This is a genomic window from Streptomyces sp. NPDC043908 (genome assembly GCF_056435525.1).
In genome coordinates, this window is the sequence record NZ_JBWKEI010000001.1 from 265,198 (window position 1) to 285,590 (window position 20,393).

Genomic DNA, 20,393 nt, shown 5'->3' on the forward strand with positions numbered 1-20,393 from the left:
CGGCCGGTCACTCCTGACGCCCTCTCCCCGCCTCCCTCGGCCCCGGCCCGTCCCCGTCCAGCACCGACACCGCGTGCGCCGCCGACGCCAGCGTCACATGGCGGTGCCAGCCCGCGTACGAGCGGCCGGTGAAGTCCCGGATGCCCAGGCGGTCGGTGGTCTCGCGGAAGTCGTGGTCGGCGCGCCGGACGAGCCGGGTCAGCCGCATCAGGGTGGGCAGCCGGGTCTCCGTCATATCGGTGAGCCACAGCTCCACGGGACCCTGCCGACGGCCCTCCGCCACGCCCAGGAGGACCAGTTCGCCGGGCCCCGCCACCTGCTGGACGGCGGGGGAGGGGCGGACGCGGATCTTGGTGGTGAGGTGTGTCGGCAGTCCGCTCCCGGGGGTGCGTCCCGGCAGCGGGGCCGGGCGCATCCGGTCCCGGGCGGCGGTCATGATCTGCACGGCCTGCCGGAGCTCCGGGCTGCGCCCGTGCGGCGCCGGGTCGGTCACGGTGAGCCGGACCGCTCCGCCGACCCGGGCGAGGAAGGGCACGCCCGCGGCCCGGAACGCGGCGATGGTGGAGGCCAGGTCCATGTGCCGGGCGTCCAGCACGACCGGGCGCCGCGGCAGCCCCCAGTCGCTCGCCGTCTCCACGGCCGCCTCCACCGCCCAGTCGCCCAGGGTGCGGTCGCCCAGGTCGTCGGGGATGGACGCCTGGCGGCGCCGGATACGGTCGTCGAGCCAGGAGGACGACAGGTGCAGCCGCCAGTTGAGGGGCACGCTCATGCGCTCGTTGGCGGACCACACCCCCACCGCCTGCTGGGCGTTGACGAGCTGGCCCAGCTCGGAGACGAACTGGCGGTCCACCCCGACGGAGTTCTCCCCGGTCTTCGGGATGACCATGGGCCGCACCACGTACGCCAACGGCGGGTCCAGGCGGGTGATGTGGCGGGCCAGGGAGCGCCGCACCGGGACCCAGTCCCAGGTCGAATCGCTCACGAAGTGGTGCAGGCTCTGCTCGGTGGCCGAACCACCCAGCAGGGCCGCCATGTTGCGGATGGAGCGGCGCCCCTCGGCTCCGAGGAGGCCGCGCAGATACGCGAGGCCCCGCAGCCGTTGGTCGCTGCGGCGCAGGGAGGCGAACAGCACGGTGCTCACCTCGGTGAGCACCCGCTCGTCCCAGCCCGCGGGTGCGGCGCGTTGGTGGCAGTCGTCGTCCGGCGGACAGTTCTCCAGTGTCTGTGCAGCGGCATTCATCGAGTCCCCCGTGGACTTTGGAATGAGTGGGAGGGAGGTCCGCGCGGTGCGGCGAACCACTTGATTCCGGCTCCAACGATGCTCTTGGCGCGCTCGCGTGCCAAGGGTGAGGGGACACCCTCTGACCACCCCTGAACGGGGGGTGACCCCCCTTCCGCCGCTTCCAATCTCGTGGCCTCCGCTTCCTGCCGGAGACACATGTCACACGTGGCGTTCCGAGGTGGTGGCGGACACCACGGGAAACGGCACGGCCCCGTAAAGGACCGGCCGGCCGGCCCGGCCCGCTCGGTGAAGTCCCTGGTGAGGGTGGTGGAGCAGCGGTGGTTGCGCGCGGGGGATGTGTGGTCCGGCCACACAGGACACACCGTGAAGCAGGGCCGATGGGGGTTCCACCCCCGTTACCGGCGGCAGACCGCGGCGCGCGGCCCAGGGTCGTACCCGTCAGGTCAGGGGAGACACCCGGCGCGGACGTCAAAAAGCCCGGCCGCGAAGACCCCATGGTCTTCGCGGCCGGGCGTTCTTGGCGGGAGTCAGGCCGAGCGGGCTCCGCTGTGGGCCAGCAGATCGAGCGAGAGCAGCGGGACGGTCTCGCTGGGGGCGTCGATCACCGGGTCGCAGGCCAGCACCGCCTGGTGGAGGCGGTTCATCCGGGGGGACGGTTCGAGCCCCAGCTCGTCGCCGAGCATCCTGCGCAGGCGCTGGACGACCTCCAGCGCCTGGGTGCGCCGGCCGGAACGGCTCAGTGCCAGCATGAACTGGGCATGCAGGTTCTCGTGCGTCGGATAGAGCGCGCACAGTGCGCTCAGTTCACCCAGAAGGTCATGGTGCCTGCCGAGCCGGAGATCCGCGTCGATACGTTGTTCCTGGACGCTGATCCGTGTTTCCTCCAGACCCGCCAGATGAATACGCAATACGGATCCGGCCTGGACGTCGGAGAGCGCCGAACCCTGCCACAGACCCAGTGCGGCGGAAAGCAGTTCGGAGGCCATGGCGTCGTTTCTGCCGAGTTCGGACCGGCCCTCGCGTACCAGTTCGTGAAAGCGCTCCACGTCGAGTCCGCCGGGGTGCACGGTGAGGAGATATCCGCCGTCCCGGGTCTGCAGCAATTCACGCGCCGCCTTGAGGCTGCCGATACGCGGCACACGCTTCAGGATGCGCCTGAGCTGGAGGACGTACGACTGGAGCGTGGAAAGCCCGGTATCCGGAGGACTTTCTCCCCATAGCTCCTCGATACACGTGCCGACCGTGACGACCTGATTGGCGTTGAAGACGAGCAGCGCGAGGAGCTGACGCTGCTTGGGCGCCGTGGGGGCGTAATCCTGACCGTTTTCCCGCACGCGCAGCGAACCGAGCACCGAGAATTCCATGACGACCTCTCGTTGGTTCTTCCGGCTTGGTGAATCCGCCGGCAATCGGCGGCCCCGTTGTTCAGCGAGACTATCCCCGGGGCCCGGCAGGCTCTCCCAGGAGAGTTCAGGATCCGTCAACTCGCGCCATCGCGGCCCCCCATCGGGAGTTCAGTCAGCCTCCCTCGGGATTCCGTACCGTCGGAGCCCGTCGACACGATCCCCGAGGAGGCACACGTGCGACTCGCAGGGAAGGTCGCCATCGTCACCGGTGGCACCAAAGGCCTGGGGTACGCGATCGCCCAGGCATACGCCAAGGAAGGGTGCCGCGTCGTCTGCGCCGCCCGCGAGCCCGACGAGGGGCGCGAACTGCCGCCGGTGGGCGAGGGCGACCTCGCCTACCACCCCGTCGACGTCCGCGACCCGGACTCGGTGGAGGCGCTGATGCGCGGCACCTACGAGGCGTACGGCCGCCTCGACGTCCTGGTGGCCGGCGCGGGCGTCAGCCGGGCCGGTCCCGCCGAGGGGCTGGACGCCGCGCACTGGACGGACGTCATCTCCACCAACCTCAACGGTACGTTCCTGTCCGTGCGTTCGGCGCTTCCGTACCTGGTGCGCGACGGCGGGGGCCGCGTCATCACCCTGTCGTCGGCGCTGGCGACCCGGGTGGCTCCGGGCTCGTCCGCGTACGCGGCGTCGAAGGCGGGGATCGAGATGCTCACCCGTGTCGTCGCCGTCGAGCTGGCGGGCAAACCCGTCACGGTGAACTGCCTGAGCCCGGGCTTCATCGACGAGGGCATGGGGCGCCAGCTCGCCCGCAACGAAGCCGTCTGGGACTACTACCGCGGCAAGATCGCGGCCGGGCGCGCCGGACGGGCCGACGAGGTCGCCGACGCCGCGCTCTTCCTCGCCGACGACGGCTCCGACTACGTCAACGGCCATGTCCTGGAGGTCAACGGTGGACTGAGGTGGTGACCGGCGGGCTCCCCCGCCACGACCTCGTACCCATCCTTTAGGGCATCCCGGCAGCAATCCCCTCTCACCGAAGGAGAACGGCACTCATGTCCCCATGGACCCGAGCGAAGTGGGCGGGGGCCTCGTGAAGGCACTCGTCTGCGGTGACCCCGCCCTGCGCCTCGACTCGGTCGCCGAGCCCGAACCACGCCCCGACCAGGCCCTCGTGGAGGTGCGCGCCATCGCCGTCAACCGCGGTGAACTCGCCCTGATGGGGCAGCTCCCGCCCGGCTCCCGGCTCGGCTGGGACGTGGCGGGCACGGTCCTGCGCGCCGCCGCCGACGGCAGCGGACCGGCCGCCGGCACCCGGGTCACCGCGCTCGCCGAACGCGACGGCTGGGCCGAGCGGATAGCCCTGACGCCCTCCCGGCTGGCCCCCGTGCCCGCGGACCTGGACTGGCCCGCCGCCGCCGCCCTGCCGGTGGCCGGACTGACCGCGCTGTACGCCCTCGAGTACGCCGGTCCGCTGCTCGGCAGGTCCGTGCTGGTCACCGGTGCGGGCGGGGGAGTGGGCCGGATGCTCGTGCAGCTCGCCGCCGCGGCGGGCGCCGAGGTGATCGCCCAGGTGGGCTCCCCGGGCCGCGCCGAGGGCCTGCGGGCGCTGGGCGCGCACACCGTCGAGACGTACGAGGCGGGCGCCACCGATGGTGCGGTGGACGTCCTCGTCGACAGCGTCGGCGGCCAGGTGCTCACCGGCGCCTTCGGCCGCGTACGGCCGGGCGGCACCGTCGTCTGCTACGGCAACACCGTGCGCGAGGAGCTGCGGCTGCCGCTGGACTGGGGTCATGCGCGCCCCGGACTGCGGATCGGCTACCTCCACCTCTTGGACGAGGTGACCCGGCGCGACGCCGGCCGTGACCTGGCCTCGCTGGTAAGGCTGGTGGCGCGGGGGCTCGTCACGCCCGAGGTCGCGGCGGTCGGCTCCTGGAACGACCCTCAGCCCGCCCTCGACGCGCTGCGCCGGCGGCAGGCCAACGGCAAGGTCGTCCTCACCCTCTGAGGCCGCGCCTTCCGGGCCCGGCGGTGTGTGCGGACCGCCGGGCCCTTCCGGCTGCCCCGGTCCCTCCGGCGACACCCCCTCCAGCCGCCGGGCATCGGCGCACCTGCCGCCCTCCAGGAGCCGCGGCCACCGTGGACGGCATGAGCCTGCCATCCACGACACCCCACGACAGTCGCCCCTCCCGGGTCCCGCCGCCCCGCGTGGAGGAGGTGGCCGACCGGATCTTCGCCTACGTCCAGCCCGACGGGGGCTGGTGCCTGAACAACGCGGGGATCCTCGCCGGCCCCCACTCGGTGGTCCTCGTCGACACCGCGGCCACCGAGGCCAGGGCCCGCGCCCTGCGCGCCGCCGCCCTCGAACGCGGCGGCGCCGAGCCGCGGACCGTCCTGAACACCCATCACCACGGCGACCACACCTTCGGCAACGCCGTCGCCGCCCCGCACGCCACCGTCATCGCCCACAGCCGCACCCGCGCCGAGATGGCCGAGAAGGGCGAGGGCCTCAAACACGTCTGGCCCGCCACCCCCTGGGGCGACCTCGGCGACCTCGCCCGCTCCCTGCCCATGGTGACCTTCGAGGACCGGCTGACGGTGTACGTCGACGAGCTGGCCGTCGAGCTGGTGTACGTGGGCCCCGCGCACTCCGGCAACGACGTGGTGGTGTGGGTGCCGGAGCACCGGGTGCTGTTCGCGGGCGACGTCCTGATGCCCGGCTGCACACCGTTCCTGCTGGCGGGCTCGGTCATGGGCTCGCTGGAGGCGATCGCCCGGCTGCGGGCGCTGGGGCCGCGTACCGTCGTGGGCGGGCACGGGCCGGTCGCCGGGCCCGAGGCGCTGGACGAGGCCGAGGCGTATCTGCGCTGGCTCCAGAAGACCGCCGTCCAGGGGATCGACGCGGGACTCACCCCGTTCGAGGCCGCCCGCGACACCCCGCTCGGCGCGTACGCGGAGCTGCGAGACCCGGAGCGGCTGGTGGCCAACCTGCACCGCGCCTACTCCGAGGCGCACGGCCGGCCGCTGGACACCCAGATCCGCTCGGCGCCGGTGATGGGCGAGATGGCCCGGCTGGGCGGCGGTGACGTCCTGGCCTGTCTGGCCTGAGCGTACGCATACGGTTTTCGCCCCGCCGGTCCGGCCGACGGGGCGAAAACCGAACGCGTACGGCCGCTAGCCGCGCCCGGCCGTGCCCTCGCCCGAGGGGGCGACGGTGTGCAGGGCGCCCCGGTGGAAGACCAGCGGCGGGCGCGCCGCGTCCACCCCCAGGCCCACCACCTCGGCGACGGCGAAGAAGTGGTCGCCGAGCCGCTGGACCTGGCGCACCAGACAGTCCAGCCACGCGGTGGTGCCCGGCAGCACCGGATTGCCGTGCGGCGACTCCCACCACGTCAGACCCGCGAACTTGCCCGACGTGTCACCGGATCCGCCGCTCTTGGCGAAGCGGGCGCACAGCTCCTGCTGGTCGTGGGCGAGGATGTTGACGGTGAAGGAACCCGCCTCGCTCATCGGCGGCCAGCTGACGGACTTCTCGTCGATGAAGATCCCCACGAGCGGCGGCTCCAGCGACACCGACACGAACGACCCCACCACGAGCCCGGCGGGCCCCGCCGCCGTCGCGGCGGTGACCACGGTGACGGGACTCGGAACGTGGCCGAGTATGTGCCGGAACAGCTGCGGCTCCACGAACGCCCCCACAGGCGGTGCCCAGGACATGTCGACCTCCCCAATGGTGTACTGCGGTCAACGGCCATGCTGGCGGCCCCGGTTGGGGAACCGGTCTCAGCCGGATGCAGCGCCGCCGATGAGCCCGTCGAACCACCTCCGGCCGCGCCGTGATCCTCCATCCGGCCCCCATCGGCCCCCTCGACGATGGGGGACACCCGTATATGGATGGAGGAGCCGGCCATGCCCGTGCCCCAGCAACGTGACCCGGAACTCACCCGGAAACATCTGACGACCTGGCTCGCCGAACGGCTGCCGCGGGCGACGGACCTCCAGGTCCGAGTCGAGGTGCCCGAGGGCCTCGGCTTCTCCCACGAGACGCTGCTGGTCGACACCAAGTGGGGGCCGGCGGGCGCCGAGCGGCACCGCCGTCTGGTCGTCCGGGTGGCCCCCACCCGCTACCGGGTGATGCCGGGCTCCCGGCTCGACGAGGAGTACCGCGTCCTGGACGCGCTGCGCGGCACCGATGTGCCGGTGCCCGGCGTCCTCGGCTTCGAACCCGACCCGGGGCTGCTCGGCGCGCCCTTCTACGCCATGGACCGCGTCGAGGGCTGGGTCCCGCCGGACCTGCCCTCGTACCACCGCGACGGCGGACCGGTGGCCGCGCTCGACGAGGCCGGCCGCGCGGCCGTGTGGTGGGGCGGGGTCGAGGCGCTGCACCGAGTCCACCGCCTCGACGTGGGCGCCCTCGGCCTCGACGAACTGCGCCGCTCGGCCCACGGACCGTACGGGCTCGGCGCCCAACTCGACTACTACGAATCCCATATGGACCACTTCGGCGGCGCGGACAGCGTCCCGGTCCGGGAGGCGCTGGCCCTGCTGCGGGACGGGCTGCCGCCCGAGCCGGAGCGGCCCAGCCTGCTGTGGGGGGACGCGCGCCTGGGCAACCTGATGTTCTCCGGGGTGACCCCCGTGGCCGTACTGGACTGGGAGATGACCTTCCTGGGCCCCGGCGAGGCCGACCTCGGCTGGTACCTCTACCTCGACCGCCACCTCAGCGAGGGCGTCGGCGCACCCCGGCTGCCCGGGCTGCCCGGGCGCGCGGAGACCATCCGCCGCTACGAGGAGCTCGCCGGGCGGCCCGTCGCGGCGCACCTGGACTGGTACGAGGTGTTCGCGGGCTTCCGGTTCGCCCTGATCGCCTCCCGGGTCGGCCGGCTCCTGGTCGAGCACGGCCTGGTCGCCGCCGAGGCGGACGTCCCGCTCGCCCGCAACGCCGCCAACCTGCTGGCCCGCACCCTGTGCCCGCTGGCCTGAGAAGCCTGTTCCACCGACTCCGCACCTTTTTTCCGATCCATCGAGAGAGGCCGTCCCATGGAAACCCATCAGCACCGCACCGACGCCCTGGTCGTCGGCAGCGGTTACGCCGGATCGATCGCGGCCCTGCGGCTCGCCGAGGCCGGGGTCGCCACGATCGTGCTGGAGCGCGGCCGCCGCTGGCAGGTCCGCGCCGACGGCGACACCTTCGCCACCCAGCACCGGCCGGACGGCCGCGCGTCCTGGCTGAGCCCGACGTCCCCGCTCACCGACCGGACCCTCGACATCTACCCCGGCGTCCTCGAATCCCTGGAGGGCGAGGGCCTGACGATGATCGCCGCGGCCGGGGTCGGCGGCGCCTCGCTGCTCAGCAACGGCACCATGGTCGAACCCTCGCCGGAGCTGTTCCGCCGGGCCTTCGGGGACTTCCTCGACCAGCGGGAGATGCACGACGTCTGGTATCCGCAGGCCCGGGAGCTGATCGGCTGCTCCCCGATCCCCAAGGACGTCCTCGACTCCGACTTCTACCGCTCCTCGCGCGACTTCATGGACCAGCTGGAGCGCGCGGGCATCCCCTACGACCTCGTCGACCTCGCCGTCGACTGGGACGTCATCCGCGAGGAGATGGCCGGGCGCCGGACCGCCTCGCACATCGCCGGGCTCAACGTCTTCGGCGTGAACAGCGGCGCCCAGCGCAGCATGGACCGCACCGTGCTGGCGCGCGCCGAGGCGAGCGGCCACGTCGAGGTGCGTCCGCTGAGCGTGGTCACCGGCATCCGCCCGGACGGCGAGGGCCACCTGGTCGCGTACGACGAACTGGACGAGCGGGGTGTGCCGGTGGCCCGGCACGAGGTGCGCACCACCCACCTGGTCCTGGCGGCGGGCACCCTCGGCACGACCCGGCTGCTGCTGCGCGCGAAGGCCGCGGGGCTGCTCCCGGACCTGGACGCCTCGGTGGGCACCCGGGTCGGCAACAGCGAGGTGATCACCGCCCGGACGGGTATGGCACCCAACAACCCGGCACAGGGCGGCCCGTGCTCGGTCATCGTCAAGGACTGGCAGGACAACCCGCACGCCCCGGTGACCCTGCTCAACTTCCCCTGGGTGGACGCCCCCGCCGACGAGGGGTGGATCACCACGATCGGCGCCTCGCCGACCGAACCGCTCGGCTCCTTCCGCCACGACGCCGACCGGGACGACGTCGTCCTGAACTGGCCCGTGGAGGACCCGCGCGCGGTACGGGCCACCCACGCGGTCCAGCACACCCTGGACCGGCTCAACGCGGCCACCCCCGGCAGCAGGACCGCCTTCAACCGCATCGGCACCACGGGCGGCAATGTGGTGGGCGGGGTCCCCCTGGGGCTGGCCACCGCCGCCGACGGCAGTGTGCGTGGCGCGCGCAACCTGTACGTCGTCGACAGCTCGCTGCTGCACGGCTCCTCCGGCGCGGTGCCGCCGGCGCTGACCATCGCGGCGGTCGCCGCCCGCGTGGCCTCGCTCCTGGTGGCCTCGGTGACGGGCGCCTGACGCACGCACCCGTCCGCGCGCGGACATACGAGAGGGGCTCCCCCGATGCGTTCGGGGGAGCCCCTTCCTCGTACCTCGCGCGGCGCGAAGTGCCGCGTGTCTAGCGGAAGTTCGGGATGACGTGCTCGGCGAAGAGGCGGGCGGTGCGGGCCGTCTCCTCGTAGGGCGGGTTGCCGGAGATCATCTGGAGGCTGATGGTGACGTCGCCGTACCACTCGCGGATGGTGCGCAGCCGCTCGGTGACCTCGTCGGGGGTGCCGACCAGCGTCTTGTTCTCGGCCACCGACTTGTCGAAGTCCGACTTCTTGATCTTGTCGACGATGGCCTCGTACCCGGCGTACCCCTCGCTGCGCCGGGTGCCCCACGCGGCGACGGCGTCGACCATCACCGCGTTGGTGCGCTGGGAGTACTCCCGGCCCTTGGCGCGGGCCTCGGCGGAGTCCTCGGCGAGGTAGCAGCCGTAGCTCAGGTGCACCTCGTCGCCGCCCGGCGCGTGGCCCGCCTCCGCGTACGCCTTGCGGTACAGGGTGAGCATCTCCTGCACCTTCTCGCGCTTGGAGATGGACGGCACCAGCAGCAGCCCGTGGCCGTCGTGCCCCGCCTGCTCGCAGGAGGAGGGGGTGATGGCCGCGGCCACCAGGATCCTCGGGTGCGGGCGCTGGTAGGGCCGCGGGAGCAGGGTGACCGGGCCGAACTTGTAGAACTCGCTGTCCCAGACCACGTTCTCCTCCGCCCACAGCTTCTGGCAGGCCCGCAGACCGTCCAGGAAGCGCGGCCGGCTCTCGTCCATGGCCAGCTCGAAGGCGTCGAACTCGTCGGGCAGGAAGGCCCGGCCGAAGCCCACCTGGAGGCGGCCCTTGGAGATGTTGTCCAGCATGGCGAGCTTGCCGGCCAGCTTCAGCGGGTGGGTGAAGGCCGGGATCACGGCGCCGGTCACCAGTTTGATGCGGCTGGTGCGGGCCGCCGCGGCGGCCAGGAAGGTGACCGGGTCCGGGCTGTAGCCGCCGTACTTGAAGAAGTAGTGCTCGACGGTCTTGATGTGGTCGTAGCCGAGCTCCTCGGCGAGCTCCACGAGCCGCAGGGCCTCGTCGAAGTACACGTCGGCGGGCTTCTCTTCGGGGCCGACGGTGGGGAAGAAGTTGATGCCGAATTCCATTGCTACTCCGTGACGTTGGGGTGTGCGGTCAGAACACGACTCCGGCGCCGCCGTCCACCGGCAGCACCAGGCCGGTGGCGAAGGACGCCTCGGGGCGGGCGAGGTGGACCAGCCACCAGGCGATCTCCTCGGGCTGTCCCACCCGGCCGAGCGGCACCCGGGCGCGCTGGCGCTCGCGCATCCGCTCGACGCCGGCGGCGTCGAGTCCGGCGTGCTCACCGATGGGGGTCTCCACGGGGCCGGGTGCCACGGCGGCGACCCGGATCCCGCGCGGCGCGAGTTCGAGCGCCCAGGTGCGGGTGAGGAAGTCCAGCGCCGCCTTGGTGGCGCCGTAGACGGAATGGCCGGGCCAGCCGCGCTGGTTGCCGGCGGTGGTGACGTTGAGGACGGTGCCCTTGGCCGCTTCCAGGTGGGGGAGTGCCTCCTGGGTGAGGAAGAGCGGCGCGAGGAGGTTGGTGGCGACCTGGCGGTGGGTGTCGTCCTCCTCGATGGCACCGAGCGGGGCCGAGCGCATGGTGACGGCGTTGTTCACCAGCACGTCGAGCCCGCCCAGTTCGCGTACGGCCGCCTCGACGACCAGGCGCGGTCCCTCCGGTGCCGAAATGTCGGCGGCGAAGGGGTGGATCCCCGGCCGCCCGGCGGCGGTCTCCGCGAGCCGGGCGGCCCCGCGCCCCACCACCAGCACCCGGGCGCCCTCGTCGGCGAAGGCGTGCGCCACCGCCCGCCCGATACCGGTGCCGGCCCCGGTGACGACGACGCGCCGCCCGGCGAGGCCCGTGTCCGCGCCCGTGGCCGGCCCGGTCACAGCTCGGTGCGCTCTCCGTCGGTGCCCACCGGCGACCACCACAGGTTGCCGCGCGTGACACCGTCGGCGAACAGGGCGCTGCGGCCCTCGACGATCCGGCCGTTCTCCCAGCGCAGCATGTGCACGCCCTCGACCTGGAGCCGCTCGTACGGGGAGACGGTGCCCTCCTCGGCGTGGGCGCGGTAGCCGTCGAGGCGGTAGACGTCGACGGAGATGCCCTCCGCCTCGTTGATCAGGATGCTCAGCGTCTCCGCCTGGATGCGGCCGCCGCACGCCTCGCCCAGCTTGCCCATCTTCTGGAGGTAGTCGTCCAGGCCGTCGAACCAGCCGGCGAACTGGTGGTTGCCCGGCATCTGGAAGCGCAGGTCCTCGGACCAGTATTCGGTGATCTTGCTGCGGTCGCCGGTCATGAGGGCCGCGTAGGCGGCCTCCACCCGTTCACGTGTCAGATCGGCCATGGTGTTCCTCCTGCTCGGAGCCGGTGTGCGAACCGGCGACGCTGTCATGGGAGTTGACCCGGTGCCGGACGAGCCAGCCGTCGTCGTGACGGACCAGCTCGTCCCGCCCGGTGGTGCTCAGATGGAGCTCGCAGCGCCCGCCGCGCGGCGTCTGGAGGAGCACCGCGTCGTAACGGGTGTGCACGGCGCCGTCCGGGGCGGGGCGCACGGTCAGCATCCCGATCAGATACCGCCGCACCCGCCCGTCCGCCCGGCGCTCGCCCACGGCCCCGCGGGCCGCGGCCGCGATCGCGGCGCGCCCGGTGCGTACCGGCGGCGCGTTCCCGGCGAAGACCTTGTCCGCCGGGGCCTCCTGCGCGAAGACGGCGTCCTCGGTGAAGGTGAGCGCCCAGCGCTCCACGTCGCCCTCGCCGAGGAGGCGCACCTGGTGGGCGTAGAACCGCTGGATCTCGTCGTAGAGACGGCCGTCCGCGGTCTCCGCGGCGCGCGGCGCCACCGGTTCAGGCCCCGTCGTGGGCGATGTCGCGATGCTTGATGAGCCACCGGCCGGAGCGCCGGACCAGCAGGTCCTCGCCGGTGGTGCTCAGATACACCGAGGCCTTGCCGCCGTGCGGGGTCTCGAAGACCACCGCGTAATACCGCGTACGGACCGCCTCCTCGTCCCCCGGCTCGGTGCTCTCGGGGGTGGCGACCACCATGGAGAACCAGTGGCGGCGCTGCACGCCGCGCCCGGCGAGCCGGTCGATGCCGCGCCGCATGGAGGTGGCGATGTGGGCACGGCCCTTCCACGGCTCGGGCTTGACGTTCTGCGCGAACACCCCGTCCTCGGTGAAGCCCTCGGCCCACTCCTCCGCCCCGCCCGCGTCGAGCACCTGCATATGGCGGGCGTAGAACTGGAGGACCTGGGCGTACGTATCGGCCGAGACGGCGGGCACCTGGGTGCCGGCGGTCGCCATCACGGCCGCGACGTCGGGGGTCACCGGGCGGCTCCGGCCCGGCGGGCCACGCCCTCGACCACGACGTCGCTCAGGTGCGGCTCGCCCTTGATGACGGTGCCGAGCGCCTTGAGACGGGCCCGGAACTCGGGCTCGGCCAGCGCCGTGTCGAAGGACTCCTTGCTGTCCCACTCCGCCACGTTGAAGTAGACGCCCGGGTCCTTCTGGGAGCGGATCAGCTGGTAGCGGATCAGACCGGGCTGCTCCTCCATGAACTCGGCGACGTGCGCGTAGATCCGCTCCAGCTCCTCGGGCTTGCCGATGAGCGTCAGCTTGTTGACGAAGACGACCACGAAGACTCCTCGTTAGGACGAACGGTGGCACCCGGCCACCGGTGGTGGCCCCGGGGGCGCTCTCCACCCTCCGCCGCGCCGCTGATGCCTGGTTGGTGACTCGTTGGTGGCACGACGGCGCCGCGCCGCCACGACCGGGCCCCCAGCCGGTCGGCATCGCGCCCCGATCCGGTCACCGCCCCGGCTGCCGATGCTGAAGGCACCGTCCTGTCCACCGAACCCGGGAGTGCCCGTGTCCGAGGCATCCGTGCCCGTCCTCATCGCCGGCGGAGGCCTGTCCGGCCTGTCCACCGCGCTCTTCCTCGGTCTGCACGGCGTCCGGCCGCTGTTGGTCGAGAAACACCCCGGCACCTCCGTCGTGATGAAGGCACGCGGGCAGTACCCCCACACCATGGAGGCACTGCGCATCGGCGGGGTGGCCGACCGGATCACCGCCGCCTCGCCGGGCGGCACCGGCGACTTCTACATGGCGCTCGCCGAGACCCTCTCCGGCCCGGTGCTGCGCGGCATCATGACGCAGGGCGAGATGAGCATGGGCCATGTCTCGCCCGAGGACTGGGCGATGGCCAGCCAGGAGCTGACCGAGGTCATCCTCGCCGAACGGGCCCGCGAGCTGGGCGCCGACCTCGCCTTCGGCACCGAGCTGGTCTCCTTCACGCAGGACGCCGACGGGGTAACCGCGCTCCTGCGCGACGTGGCCACCGGCGCCGAACGCACCGTACGCGCCCAGCAGATGGTCGCGGCGGACGGCCGCAAGAGCCCGGCCCGCCGGGCTCTCGGCATCGGCGTCCACGGGCGGGGCCGGCTGGGCGAGGTCTTCCGGGTCTTCTTCGACGCGGACATGAGCGGCCCGCTGGCGGGGCTCGCGGGCGGGGTGACCGAGGGCCGCAGGTTCGCCCTGTTCCACCTGTTGCACCCGGTTCCGGGCGTCTTCTACACCACGGACATCCCCGGCCGCTACGGCTACATCCACGGCATGACCAGGGACCAGCCCGACTTCCGCGACTACACCGAGGAGCAGTGCGCCGCCCTCGTACGCACCGGCCTGGGCATGCCCGGCCTGGAGCTGACGGTGGCCGGGTCGGGCCGCACCGAGATCGTGAGCGAGGTCGCCGACCGGTTCACGGTGGGGCGGGTGCACCTGGTGGGCGACGCGGCGAAGGTGGTGCCGGCGCCCGGCGGACTCGGCGGCAACACGGCCGTCATGGATGGGTTCTACCTCGCGTGGAAGCTGGCCATGACCGTCCGCGGCCAGGCCGGTCCCGGGCTCCTCGCCAGCCATGACGCGGAGCGCAGGCCCGTCTCCGACATGATCGCGGAGCAGCAGTTCGCCAACACCGTGGAGCGGCTCGGCCCCGACCTCGACGACGGCACGGCCGCCGCGCCCATCGACCCGGTCGTCCAGGTCTTCGGCTACCGCTGCGCCCGGGGCGCCGTGGTCCCGGAGCCCGGCGACGCGGGCGAACTCCTGGAGGACCCCACGGCCCCCACCGGCCGCCCCGGCTCCCGCGCGCCGTACGTACCGCTCGACGGGGGCGGCTCCACCACCGCCCTGTTCGGCCGCTCCTTCGTCCTGCTCGCCGGGGCCGACGCCACGGGGTGGGAGGCCACGGCGAAGAGCGCGGCAGGACGGCTCGGCATCGACCTCGCCGTCCACCGCGTGAGCGGCTGGGAGAAGAGCTACGGCGTGACGCCCTCCGGCGCGGCCCTGGTGCGTCCCGACCGCTTCATCGCCTGGCGCGCGGCGGACGACTCCGCCACGGACGGCCTCGAAGCGGCCCTGCGCACGGTCCTGGACCGTCCCACCGACTGATCCACACCCTGTCCCACCTGCTGAAACGGAGACTGCGACCATGACCATCCTGGTGACCGGGGCGACCGGCAACGTCGGCGGCAAGGTGCTGGCGCGCCTGCACGCGGCGGGCCATTGTGTACGGGCCCTGACCCGCGACCCCTCCCGCGCCCGGCTGCCCGCCGGTGTCGAGGTGGTGGGCGCCGACATGGGCCTGCCCGACACCCTGCCGGACGCGCTCGACGGCGTACGCGAGGTCTTCCTCATGTCGCTCGGCCACAACAAGCGCACCCATGACGCCAACCTGGTGGCCGTCGCCCGCAAGACGGGGGTGGAGCGCATCGTGCAGCTGTCCACGCTCGGGGTCGCGGAGGTGGAGGAGGAGAACGACACCCCGCTCGGCCTGTGGCACCGCCAGGCCGAGAAGGCGCTCATGGAGTCGGGCCTGGCCTGGACGATCCTGCGGCCCAACGGCTTCATGACGCACGCCCTCGGCTGGGCGCCGGCGGCGCGCGGGGACGGCGTGGTGCGCAGCCCCGTCGCCGATCTGCCCGAGGCGCTGGTCGACCCCGAGGACATCGCCGACGTGGCGGTGCGCGCGCTGACCGAGCCGGGCCACGAGGGGCGCGTCTACGCCCTCACCGGCCCTGAAGCCCTGACGGCGCGTCAGCAGGTGGCGGTGCTCGGCTCGGTGATCGGCCGGAAGCTGCGCTTCGAGCAGATATCGATCGAGGAGCACCGCGCGGTCATGGCGGGGCTGTACGGGGAGGCGACCGCCGACGGTGTGGTGGCGGCGCTGCGCAAGGCGCTGGAGTCGGGTGACGACTTCCGCGGGCGGCTGTTCCCGGACGTGCGGAACGTACTGGGCCGGCGCGCCCGCGGCTTCCGGGACTGGGCCGAGGCCCACAAGGCCGACTTCGTCTGATCCGGGGCCGGCCTCGACCGGCCCGCTCGTCACAGCGCGGTGCCCGGCGTCCACCTGGGGGACGCCGGGCACCGTCGTGCTCGCCGCGAGCGGCCGGGCCGGGGTCAGGCCGCGGCCCGTGAGAAGGCACGGGTGCGCTTCTCGTAGCGCGGGCGCCACACGGCCTTGAAGAGGAGGCGCACGGGCGGCGGCACCACCGCGAGCGCGGTGCGCCGCGTCTCCTCGGAGGCGCCGTCGAGCACCCAGGGGAAGTACAGGGCGCCGCCCTTGACCCCCAGCATCCGCCGCTGCTCGGCGCCGAAGGTGTCGTACTCCTGGGCGCTGAGCACCTCCAGGACCAGGGGCAGGGCCGCCCGCTCCTCGTGGTCGAGGTGGTGGACCAGCTTGCCGCCCACCTCGGCGATCAGAGCGGGCAGCCGCTCCTGGCGCCCCTGGGCCAGCACGTCCTCGACGGCTTCGAGGAGCGGATCGAGCGCCTCGTGCTCGGCGTCCATCTCGTCGAGCATCCGCAACTGGGCCGGCCTGTCGGCGAGTTTGGCGCGCATCAGGGGCCACAGCACCTTGTCCTCGGCGGTGTGGTGGATCGTCAGGAACGTCTGGAAGGTCTCCCACCCGGTACGGAACGGGGAGCCGGCCGCGGTGCCGTGGTCCCGTGCGGTGGCGGCCAGCAGGGCCAGGTCGCGCCGGAAGGCGTCGTGGGTCGCGTACATCAGCGTCAGATCGGGCTGAGTGCGGCCCTCGGTGGCGGTCATGGCGGGAGTCCTCTCGCATGCGGGGTCGGATGGCGCTGAGGTCTGCGCGGCGGTGGGGGACGACGCCGGGCCGGCACGCGACGGTGCACGGTGTCCCGTACCTGTGGAACAGCATGCCCCAGACAGAGATGTGGGGCAAGTTGTTCCACAGGCCGGATCGGTGCAGACTGTCGGCAGCGGGCCCCGGGACGGCCCCCCGCGCCGGGCCGTGCTGCCGCACCGGCACACGTGACCTGCGCGTACGCCACCGCGATACCCGACCGCGCGCCCTACACTCGTCCCACCACGACGACAGGACGGAGCCGGATGTCCGCCCCCACCGAGCCGAGCCGCACCTCCGGCGCGCCGGGCCGCGGGCCCGACCCGCGGGCCGAGCGCAGCCGCGCCGCCGCGCTGGCCGCCGCCCGCGACCTCCTCATCGAGCAGGGCTGGTCCGCGGTCACCCACGTCGCCGTCGCCGCCCGCAGCGGCGTGGGCCGCACGACCCTCTACCGCCACTGGCCCGACGCCTCGGGCCTGGTCCGGGACGTCATCGCCGAGCGGATCTCCACCGCGCACACCCCGCCGACCGGCGTCCTGCGCGATGACCTGGTCCGTGAACTCGACGGGCTGCGGCGCCTGCTGCACGACCCGGTGAGCGACCGCGGGCTGCGCGCCGTCATCGAACGGGCCGGGGTCGACCCGGTCTTCGCCCAGCTCAAGGAGGCGCTCTACCGCGAGGGCTCGCGCGTCTTCCGTACCGTCCTCGACGCCGCGAAGGCGCGCGGCGAACTGGCCGCGGACCTCGACCCCGACCTCGCCGTCGACCAGCTGGCGGGCCCGCTGATGTACCGCCGGCTGCTCGCGGGACGCCAGATCACCGCCGAGTACGTCGAGCGCGTCGTCGACGACTTCCTGGTGGCGCACGCCCCCGCCTGAACCCGGGCCCGCCCCGGCACTCGGACCGGGACGGGCGCACGGGCCTCACGCGGACGGCGCGGACGGTCAGCGCACCGCCTGCCCGGCCTCCGCGCGGCCCCGCAGGGACGCGCTGACCTTGGACAGGCGCAGGGCCAGCTGGATCTCCAGGGCCGGGCCCGGCTGCTGCCACTCCGGTCCCAGGAGCTGCGAGACGCGCTCCAGCCGCCGGGCCACCGTGTTGGTGTGCACCCGCAGCGCCTCGGCCGCGTACGTCGGACTGGCGCCCGCCGCGAAGTACGCCTCCAGGGTCGCCGCGAGACTGGTCGAGCGCCGCTCGTCGTAGGTGAGGATCGGGCCGAGCGTCTGCTCGATGAACGCGCCGATGTCACGGCTGCCGCCCAGCAGCATGCCGACGAAGCCGAGTTCGTCGGCCATCGCCGGGGTGTCCGCGTCCTCCTTGCCGAGGATCGTCACGACGTCCAGGCAGGCGGCCGCCTCCTGGTACGCGGCGAGCAGCTCCTCGGGACCGCCGCAGGCCGACGCCGCGCCGACCGCCACCGGCCGTCCCAGGGTCCTGGCCAGCCGCTGTTTCACGTCGCGGGCGGCCTCGCGCGCGTCCGCGTGCGGCAGCAGAAGCACCAGGTGGCCGTTGTGGACCGTTCTGGCGCCCCCGCGGAGCCAGACGAAGGTCGAGGTCCAGGTCGACAGGGCATGCCCCTCGCCGGCCGGGAACCGGGTGACGATCACGGCGTGCCGACGGCTCAGATCGAGCCCCAGCCCCTTGAGCCGGCGCTGGCAGCGGCGGCTGAAGGGAACGCCGTCGAGCAGCCGGTCCAGCGCCTCGTCGCGGAACTTGCGGTCCGCGGACTCGGCGCCGCGGTTGAGCGTGACCAGGATCGCCGCCGCCCGGACCGCGTACCCCACGAGGTCCGTGTCGGGCGTACGGCCCGCCCGGCAGCGCAGGACCAGCGCGCCCCGATCCTCCTCGCCGGCCCGCAGGGGCGCGACCACGGTGCCCTCGTCCAGGTGGACGACGCGCTGCTCGGCGCGGGCGGTGAAGGCGGCGGCGGCCAGCTCCTGCGCGTCGTCCCACCGGCCCTGGTCGCGCGCCATGGTGTTGTCGTTCTCGTCGCGCAGCCAGACCGAGCCGTCGAGGACCTGGCCCGCCGTGACCGTGAACGCCTTCACGTCGACTTGGCCGAGGGCGAGTTCGACGAGCCGTCCGCCGCTCTGCGCGGTCTGCCGCCGCGCCTTCTCCCGGGCGCGCAGCCGGTCGACCTCGGCGGCGAGGTCGGCGGCCCGGCCGCGGGCGCGCTCCAGGGCCTGCACGGAGTTCACGGCGGCGACGGCGTAGGTGGCGACCGTCGACAGCGTCGCCACCTCGTCCGCGGTGTACGAACGGGCCACCCGGTCGCCGCCGAAGAGCACGCCGACCACCTTGCCCCCGCTGCGCAGCGGCACCGCGAGCAGCGCCGTCAGCCCCTCCTCCAGGACGACCGCCTCGATGTGCTCGGAGCGCGGGATCATGTCGTCCCGGTGGCAGTCGGCGGTCCACACGGGCGACTGCCCGACCGCGTTGATGGCGTTCATGCCCTGCCAGACGGGGACGCGGGCGACCCCGCCGAGCACGGAGATCGCCCCGTCGGCCGCGCGGATGCAGGACCCGTCCTCGCCGTCGAGGAGCAGCACCCAGGCCATGTCCACGTGCAGGAGCAGCCGGGTACGGCGTACGAGGGTGGTGAGCAGCGAGTCGAGGTCGTCCTGCTCGGCCAGGGCGCGGGTCGTGTCCATGAGCAGGGCGAGCTCGTTCTTGCGCCGCTCCAGGTCCGCCAGCTGCTGCTCGACCCCGAGGGCCAGTTGCTCGGCCCGTTCCAGATCGTCCACGACGTGCGGGGGAGCGCCTCCCCGCCGCGCCTGGAGCGCCGGTTGACTGAAGGCTCCGCGGGAGGCCCGCATGGCCAGGAGTTCCAGATAGGTGACGGCACCGCTGAGGGTGGCCGTGTCTTCGGACATCTCACTCCGTACTGTGCGCAGGGGGACGCTCCGCCCACCGGTCGCGCCGACGCGACGGAGCGCATGGGGGTGATGGGGGGTGTCCTGTCCTCGCCGGTCCGCCCCACGGCGGAGGGAGAGCCGCCGCCCGGACGCGGTCCCCGCCCGGCGACCCGCCCGGCGGGGCGGCCGTGGCACCGCTGACCTGCTCTTCGGCTCTGCGGCTGCTTTCCTCGTCACCACGAAAGGACCCCCCGCCCGCCATTAGGACTTCATCACGATGGCGCGATCAAGTAATTTCCCGTGTTTTGGCCAGAACTAGGTGCCGCCGTGGGGATCGGCGCGGGGGGCGCCGGGGGCCGCCTCTACGGCCGTATCCGTCGGGAAGTCGCCGGTGCCGCGCTCCCGCTTGACCTTGCCGCTGGCGGCAGGGTTGAACAATGTCCGCCATGGACACCGCAACCATGACCTCCGCATCCCGGACCACCAGGACCGTCGTCGTCACCGGCGCCGGTACCGGCATAGGGCGGGCCACCGCGCGTGCCTTCGCCGACGAGGGGGCCCGGGTGCTGGCCGTCGGGCGGCGGGCCGAACCGCTGCACGAGACCGCCGCCGGCCGGGGAGGGATCACGCCCCTGGTCGCCGACATCACCGCCGAGGACGGTCCCGCAAGGATCGTCGGCGCCGCGCTCGACCTGCACGGGCGGCTGGACGTGCTGGTCAACAACGCCGGCATCGTGCGCGGCGGTTCGCTCGACGCCCTCGACCCGGAGGGGATCGCCCCGCAGCTCGCCACCAACCTGGTCGCGCCCGCCCTGCTCGCCCGGGCCGCCCTGCCGTCCCTGGAGGCGTCCGGCGGGGTGATCGTCAACGTCAGCACCTCGGTGGGGCAGCGGGGCTGGGCAGGGAACGCCTTCTACGCGGCCACCAAGACGGCGCTGGAGACGCTGACCCGGGGCTGGGCCGTGGAGTTGGCGCCCCGGGGCGTCCGGGTGGTGGCCGTCGCCCCCGGAGCGGTCGAGACCCCGATCGGCGTGCACCAGGGCCTGACGCCGGAGCGGCTGGCCGCGGTGCGCGCATGGCAGAGGGCGCACACCCCGCTGGACCGCATCGGGCGGCCCGAGGAGGTCGCCTCGGCCATCACCTACCTCGCGTCCCCCGCCGCCTCGTTCATCACCGGGGCGATCCTCCCGGTCGACGGAGGGGCGGTGGTGGCGTGATAG

The 20,393-nt window shown here is 73.3% G+C and carries 20 protein-coding genes; 9 read left to right on the top strand and 11 right to left on the bottom strand.

Features of this window, described 5'->3' with window-relative positions; genetic code table 11:
* Positions 1-7 precede the first annotated feature (7 nt).
* Positions 8-1,240, bottom strand: coding sequence for an IS701 family transposase (locus AC069K_RS01240; protein WP_478610814.1), 1,233 nt, complete (start codon positions 1,238-1,240; stop codon positions 8-10).
* A gap of 530 nt (positions 1,241-1,770) precedes the next feature.
* The gene (locus tag AC069K_RS01245; RefSeq protein WP_365113611.1) at positions 1,771-2,607 is read right to left on the bottom strand and encodes an AfsR/SARP family transcriptional regulator; all 837 of its coding nucleotides are present in this window, start codon (positions 2,605-2,607) and stop codon (positions 1,771-1,773) included.
* Between the two features lie 216 nt (positions 2,608-2,823).
* Between AC069K_RS01245 and AC069K_RS01250 the strand changes: the two genes are divergently transcribed.
* The 3 genes from AC069K_RS01250 to AC069K_RS01260 all read left to right on the top strand — a co-directional run bounded on the left by AC069K_RS01250 (position 2,824) and on the right by AC069K_RS01260 (position 5,700).
* Complete coding sequence (locus tag AC069K_RS01250) at positions 2,824-3,561, top strand: SDR family NAD(P)-dependent oxidoreductase (RefSeq protein WP_478610819.1); 738 nt, start codon at positions 2,824-2,826, stop codon at positions 3,559-3,561.
* Positions 3,562-3,655: 94 nt separating this feature from the next.
* Positions 3,656-4,600 (top strand): zinc-binding dehydrogenase, encoded by a 945-nt coding sequence (locus tag AC069K_RS01255; protein ID WP_478610822.1) that lies wholly within the window; start codon positions 3,656-3,658, stop codon positions 4,598-4,600.
* A gap of 140 nt (positions 4,601-4,740) precedes the next feature.
* Positions 4,741-5,700: an MBL fold metallo-hydrolase gene (locus AC069K_RS01260; RefSeq protein ID WP_365113615.1), complete on the top strand. Its 960-nt coding sequence runs from the start codon at positions 4,741-4,743 to the stop codon at positions 5,698-5,700.
* A 66-nt stretch (positions 5,701-5,766) separates the two neighbouring features.
* On the opposite strand, the gene AC069K_RS01265 is transcribed toward AC069K_RS01260, so the two are convergent.
* A complete protein-coding gene (locus AC069K_RS01265; protein WP_478610826.1) occupies positions 5,767-6,309 on the bottom strand; it encodes a flavin reductase family protein in 543 nt (180 codons plus the stop codon).
* 192 nt (positions 6,310-6,501) lie between these two features.
* On the opposite strand from AC069K_RS01265, the gene AC069K_RS01270 reads away from it, so the two are divergent.
* Both AC069K_RS01270 and AC069K_RS01275 read left to right on the top strand, forming a co-directional pair.
* Positions 6,502-7,575, top strand: a complete 1,074-nt coding sequence (locus tag AC069K_RS01270; RefSeq protein ID WP_478610829.1) for a phosphotransferase family protein — start codon at positions 6,502-6,504, stop codon at positions 7,573-7,575.
* Positions 7,576-7,632: 57 nt separating this feature from the next.
* A complete protein-coding gene (locus AC069K_RS01275; protein ID WP_365113791.1) occupies positions 7,633-9,102 on the top strand; it encodes an FAD-binding protein in 1,470 nt (489 codons plus the stop codon).
* A 100-nt stretch (positions 9,103-9,202) separates the two neighbouring features.
* On the opposite strand, the gene AC069K_RS01280 is transcribed toward AC069K_RS01275, so the two are convergent.
* The 6 genes from AC069K_RS01280 to AC069K_RS01305 are packed head-to-tail and all read right to left on the bottom strand — an operon-like array spanning position 9,203 to position 12,809.
* A complete protein-coding gene (locus tag AC069K_RS01280; RefSeq protein ID WP_365113793.1) occupies positions 9,203-10,258 on the bottom strand; it encodes an LLM class flavin-dependent oxidoreductase in 1,056 nt (351 codons plus the stop codon).
* Between the two features lie 28 nt (positions 10,259-10,286).
* Entirely contained in the window at positions 10,287-11,063 is a 777-nt protein-coding gene (locus tag AC069K_RS01285) for an SDR family NAD(P)-dependent oxidoreductase (RefSeq protein WP_478610835.1), read from the bottom strand.
* Positions 11,060-11,521 carry a nuclear transport factor 2 family protein gene (locus AC069K_RS01290; RefSeq protein ID WP_478610838.1) on the bottom strand — a complete coding sequence of 154 codons (462 nt, stop codon included), beginning with the start codon at positions 11,519-11,521 and terminating at the stop codon, positions 11,060-11,062. The genes AC069K_RS01285 and AC069K_RS01290 overlap by 4 nt, the downstream gene beginning before the upstream one ends.
* Complete coding sequence (locus tag AC069K_RS01295; protein WP_365113799.1) at positions 11,502-12,017, bottom strand: nuclear transport factor 2 family protein; 516 nt, start codon at positions 12,015-12,017, stop codon at positions 11,502-11,504. Before AC069K_RS01295 ends, AC069K_RS01290 begins: the two co-directional genes overlap by 20 nt.
* Before the next feature lie 4 nt (positions 12,018-12,021).
* Positions 12,022-12,501: a nuclear transport factor 2 family protein gene (locus AC069K_RS01300; RefSeq protein ID WP_365113801.1), complete on the bottom strand. Its 480-nt coding sequence runs from the start codon at positions 12,499-12,501 to the stop codon at positions 12,022-12,024.
* A complete protein-coding gene (locus tag AC069K_RS01305; RefSeq protein ID WP_358835396.1) occupies positions 12,498-12,809 on the bottom strand; it encodes an antibiotic biosynthesis monooxygenase family protein in 312 nt (103 codons plus the stop codon). Before AC069K_RS01305 ends, AC069K_RS01300 begins: the two co-directional genes overlap by 4 nt.
* A 232-nt stretch (positions 12,810-13,041) precedes the next feature.
* On the opposite strand from AC069K_RS01305, the gene AC069K_RS01310 reads away from it, so the two are divergent.
* Both AC069K_RS01310 and AC069K_RS01315 read left to right on the top strand, forming a co-directional pair.
* Positions 13,042-14,622 carry an FAD-dependent monooxygenase gene (locus AC069K_RS01310; protein ID WP_478610844.1) on the top strand — a complete coding sequence of 527 codons (1,581 nt, stop codon included), beginning with the start codon at positions 13,042-13,044 and terminating at the stop codon, positions 14,620-14,622.
* Positions 14,623-14,662: 40 nt separating this feature from the next.
* Positions 14,663-15,526: an NAD(P)H-binding protein gene (locus AC069K_RS01315; protein ID WP_478610847.1), complete on the top strand. Its 864-nt coding sequence runs from the start codon at positions 14,663-14,665 to the stop codon at positions 15,524-15,526.
* A 104-nt stretch (positions 15,527-15,630) separates the two neighbouring features.
* On the opposite strand, the gene AC069K_RS01320 is transcribed toward AC069K_RS01315, so the two are convergent.
* Positions 15,631-16,278, bottom strand: coding sequence for a hemerythrin domain-containing protein (locus tag AC069K_RS01320; protein WP_478610850.1), 648 nt, complete (start codon positions 16,276-16,278; stop codon positions 15,631-15,633).
* A gap of 306 nt (positions 16,279-16,584) precedes the next feature.
* On the opposite strand from AC069K_RS01320, the gene AC069K_RS01325 reads away from it, so the two are divergent.
* Positions 16,585-17,196, top strand: a complete 612-nt coding sequence (locus AC069K_RS01325; protein WP_365113810.1) for a TetR/AcrR family transcriptional regulator — start codon at positions 16,585-16,587, stop codon at positions 17,194-17,196.
* A 66-nt stretch (positions 17,197-17,262) separates the two neighbouring features.
* Here the strand turns inward: AC069K_RS01325 and AC069K_RS01330 are convergent, their stop codons facing one another.
* Positions 17,263-19,191 (bottom strand): helix-turn-helix domain-containing protein, encoded by a 1,929-nt coding sequence (locus tag AC069K_RS01330; RefSeq protein ID WP_478610855.1) that lies wholly within the window; start codon positions 19,189-19,191, stop codon positions 17,263-17,265.
* A gap of 428 nt (positions 19,192-19,619) precedes the next feature.
* Here AC069K_RS01330 and AC069K_RS01335 point away from each other — a divergent pair, with 428 nt between their 5' ends.
* Positions 19,620-20,390, top strand: coding sequence for an SDR family NAD(P)-dependent oxidoreductase (locus AC069K_RS01335; protein ID WP_478610857.1), 771 nt, complete (start codon positions 19,620-19,622; stop codon positions 20,388-20,390).
* The last annotated feature ends 3 nt before the right edge of the window (positions 20,391-20,393 follow it).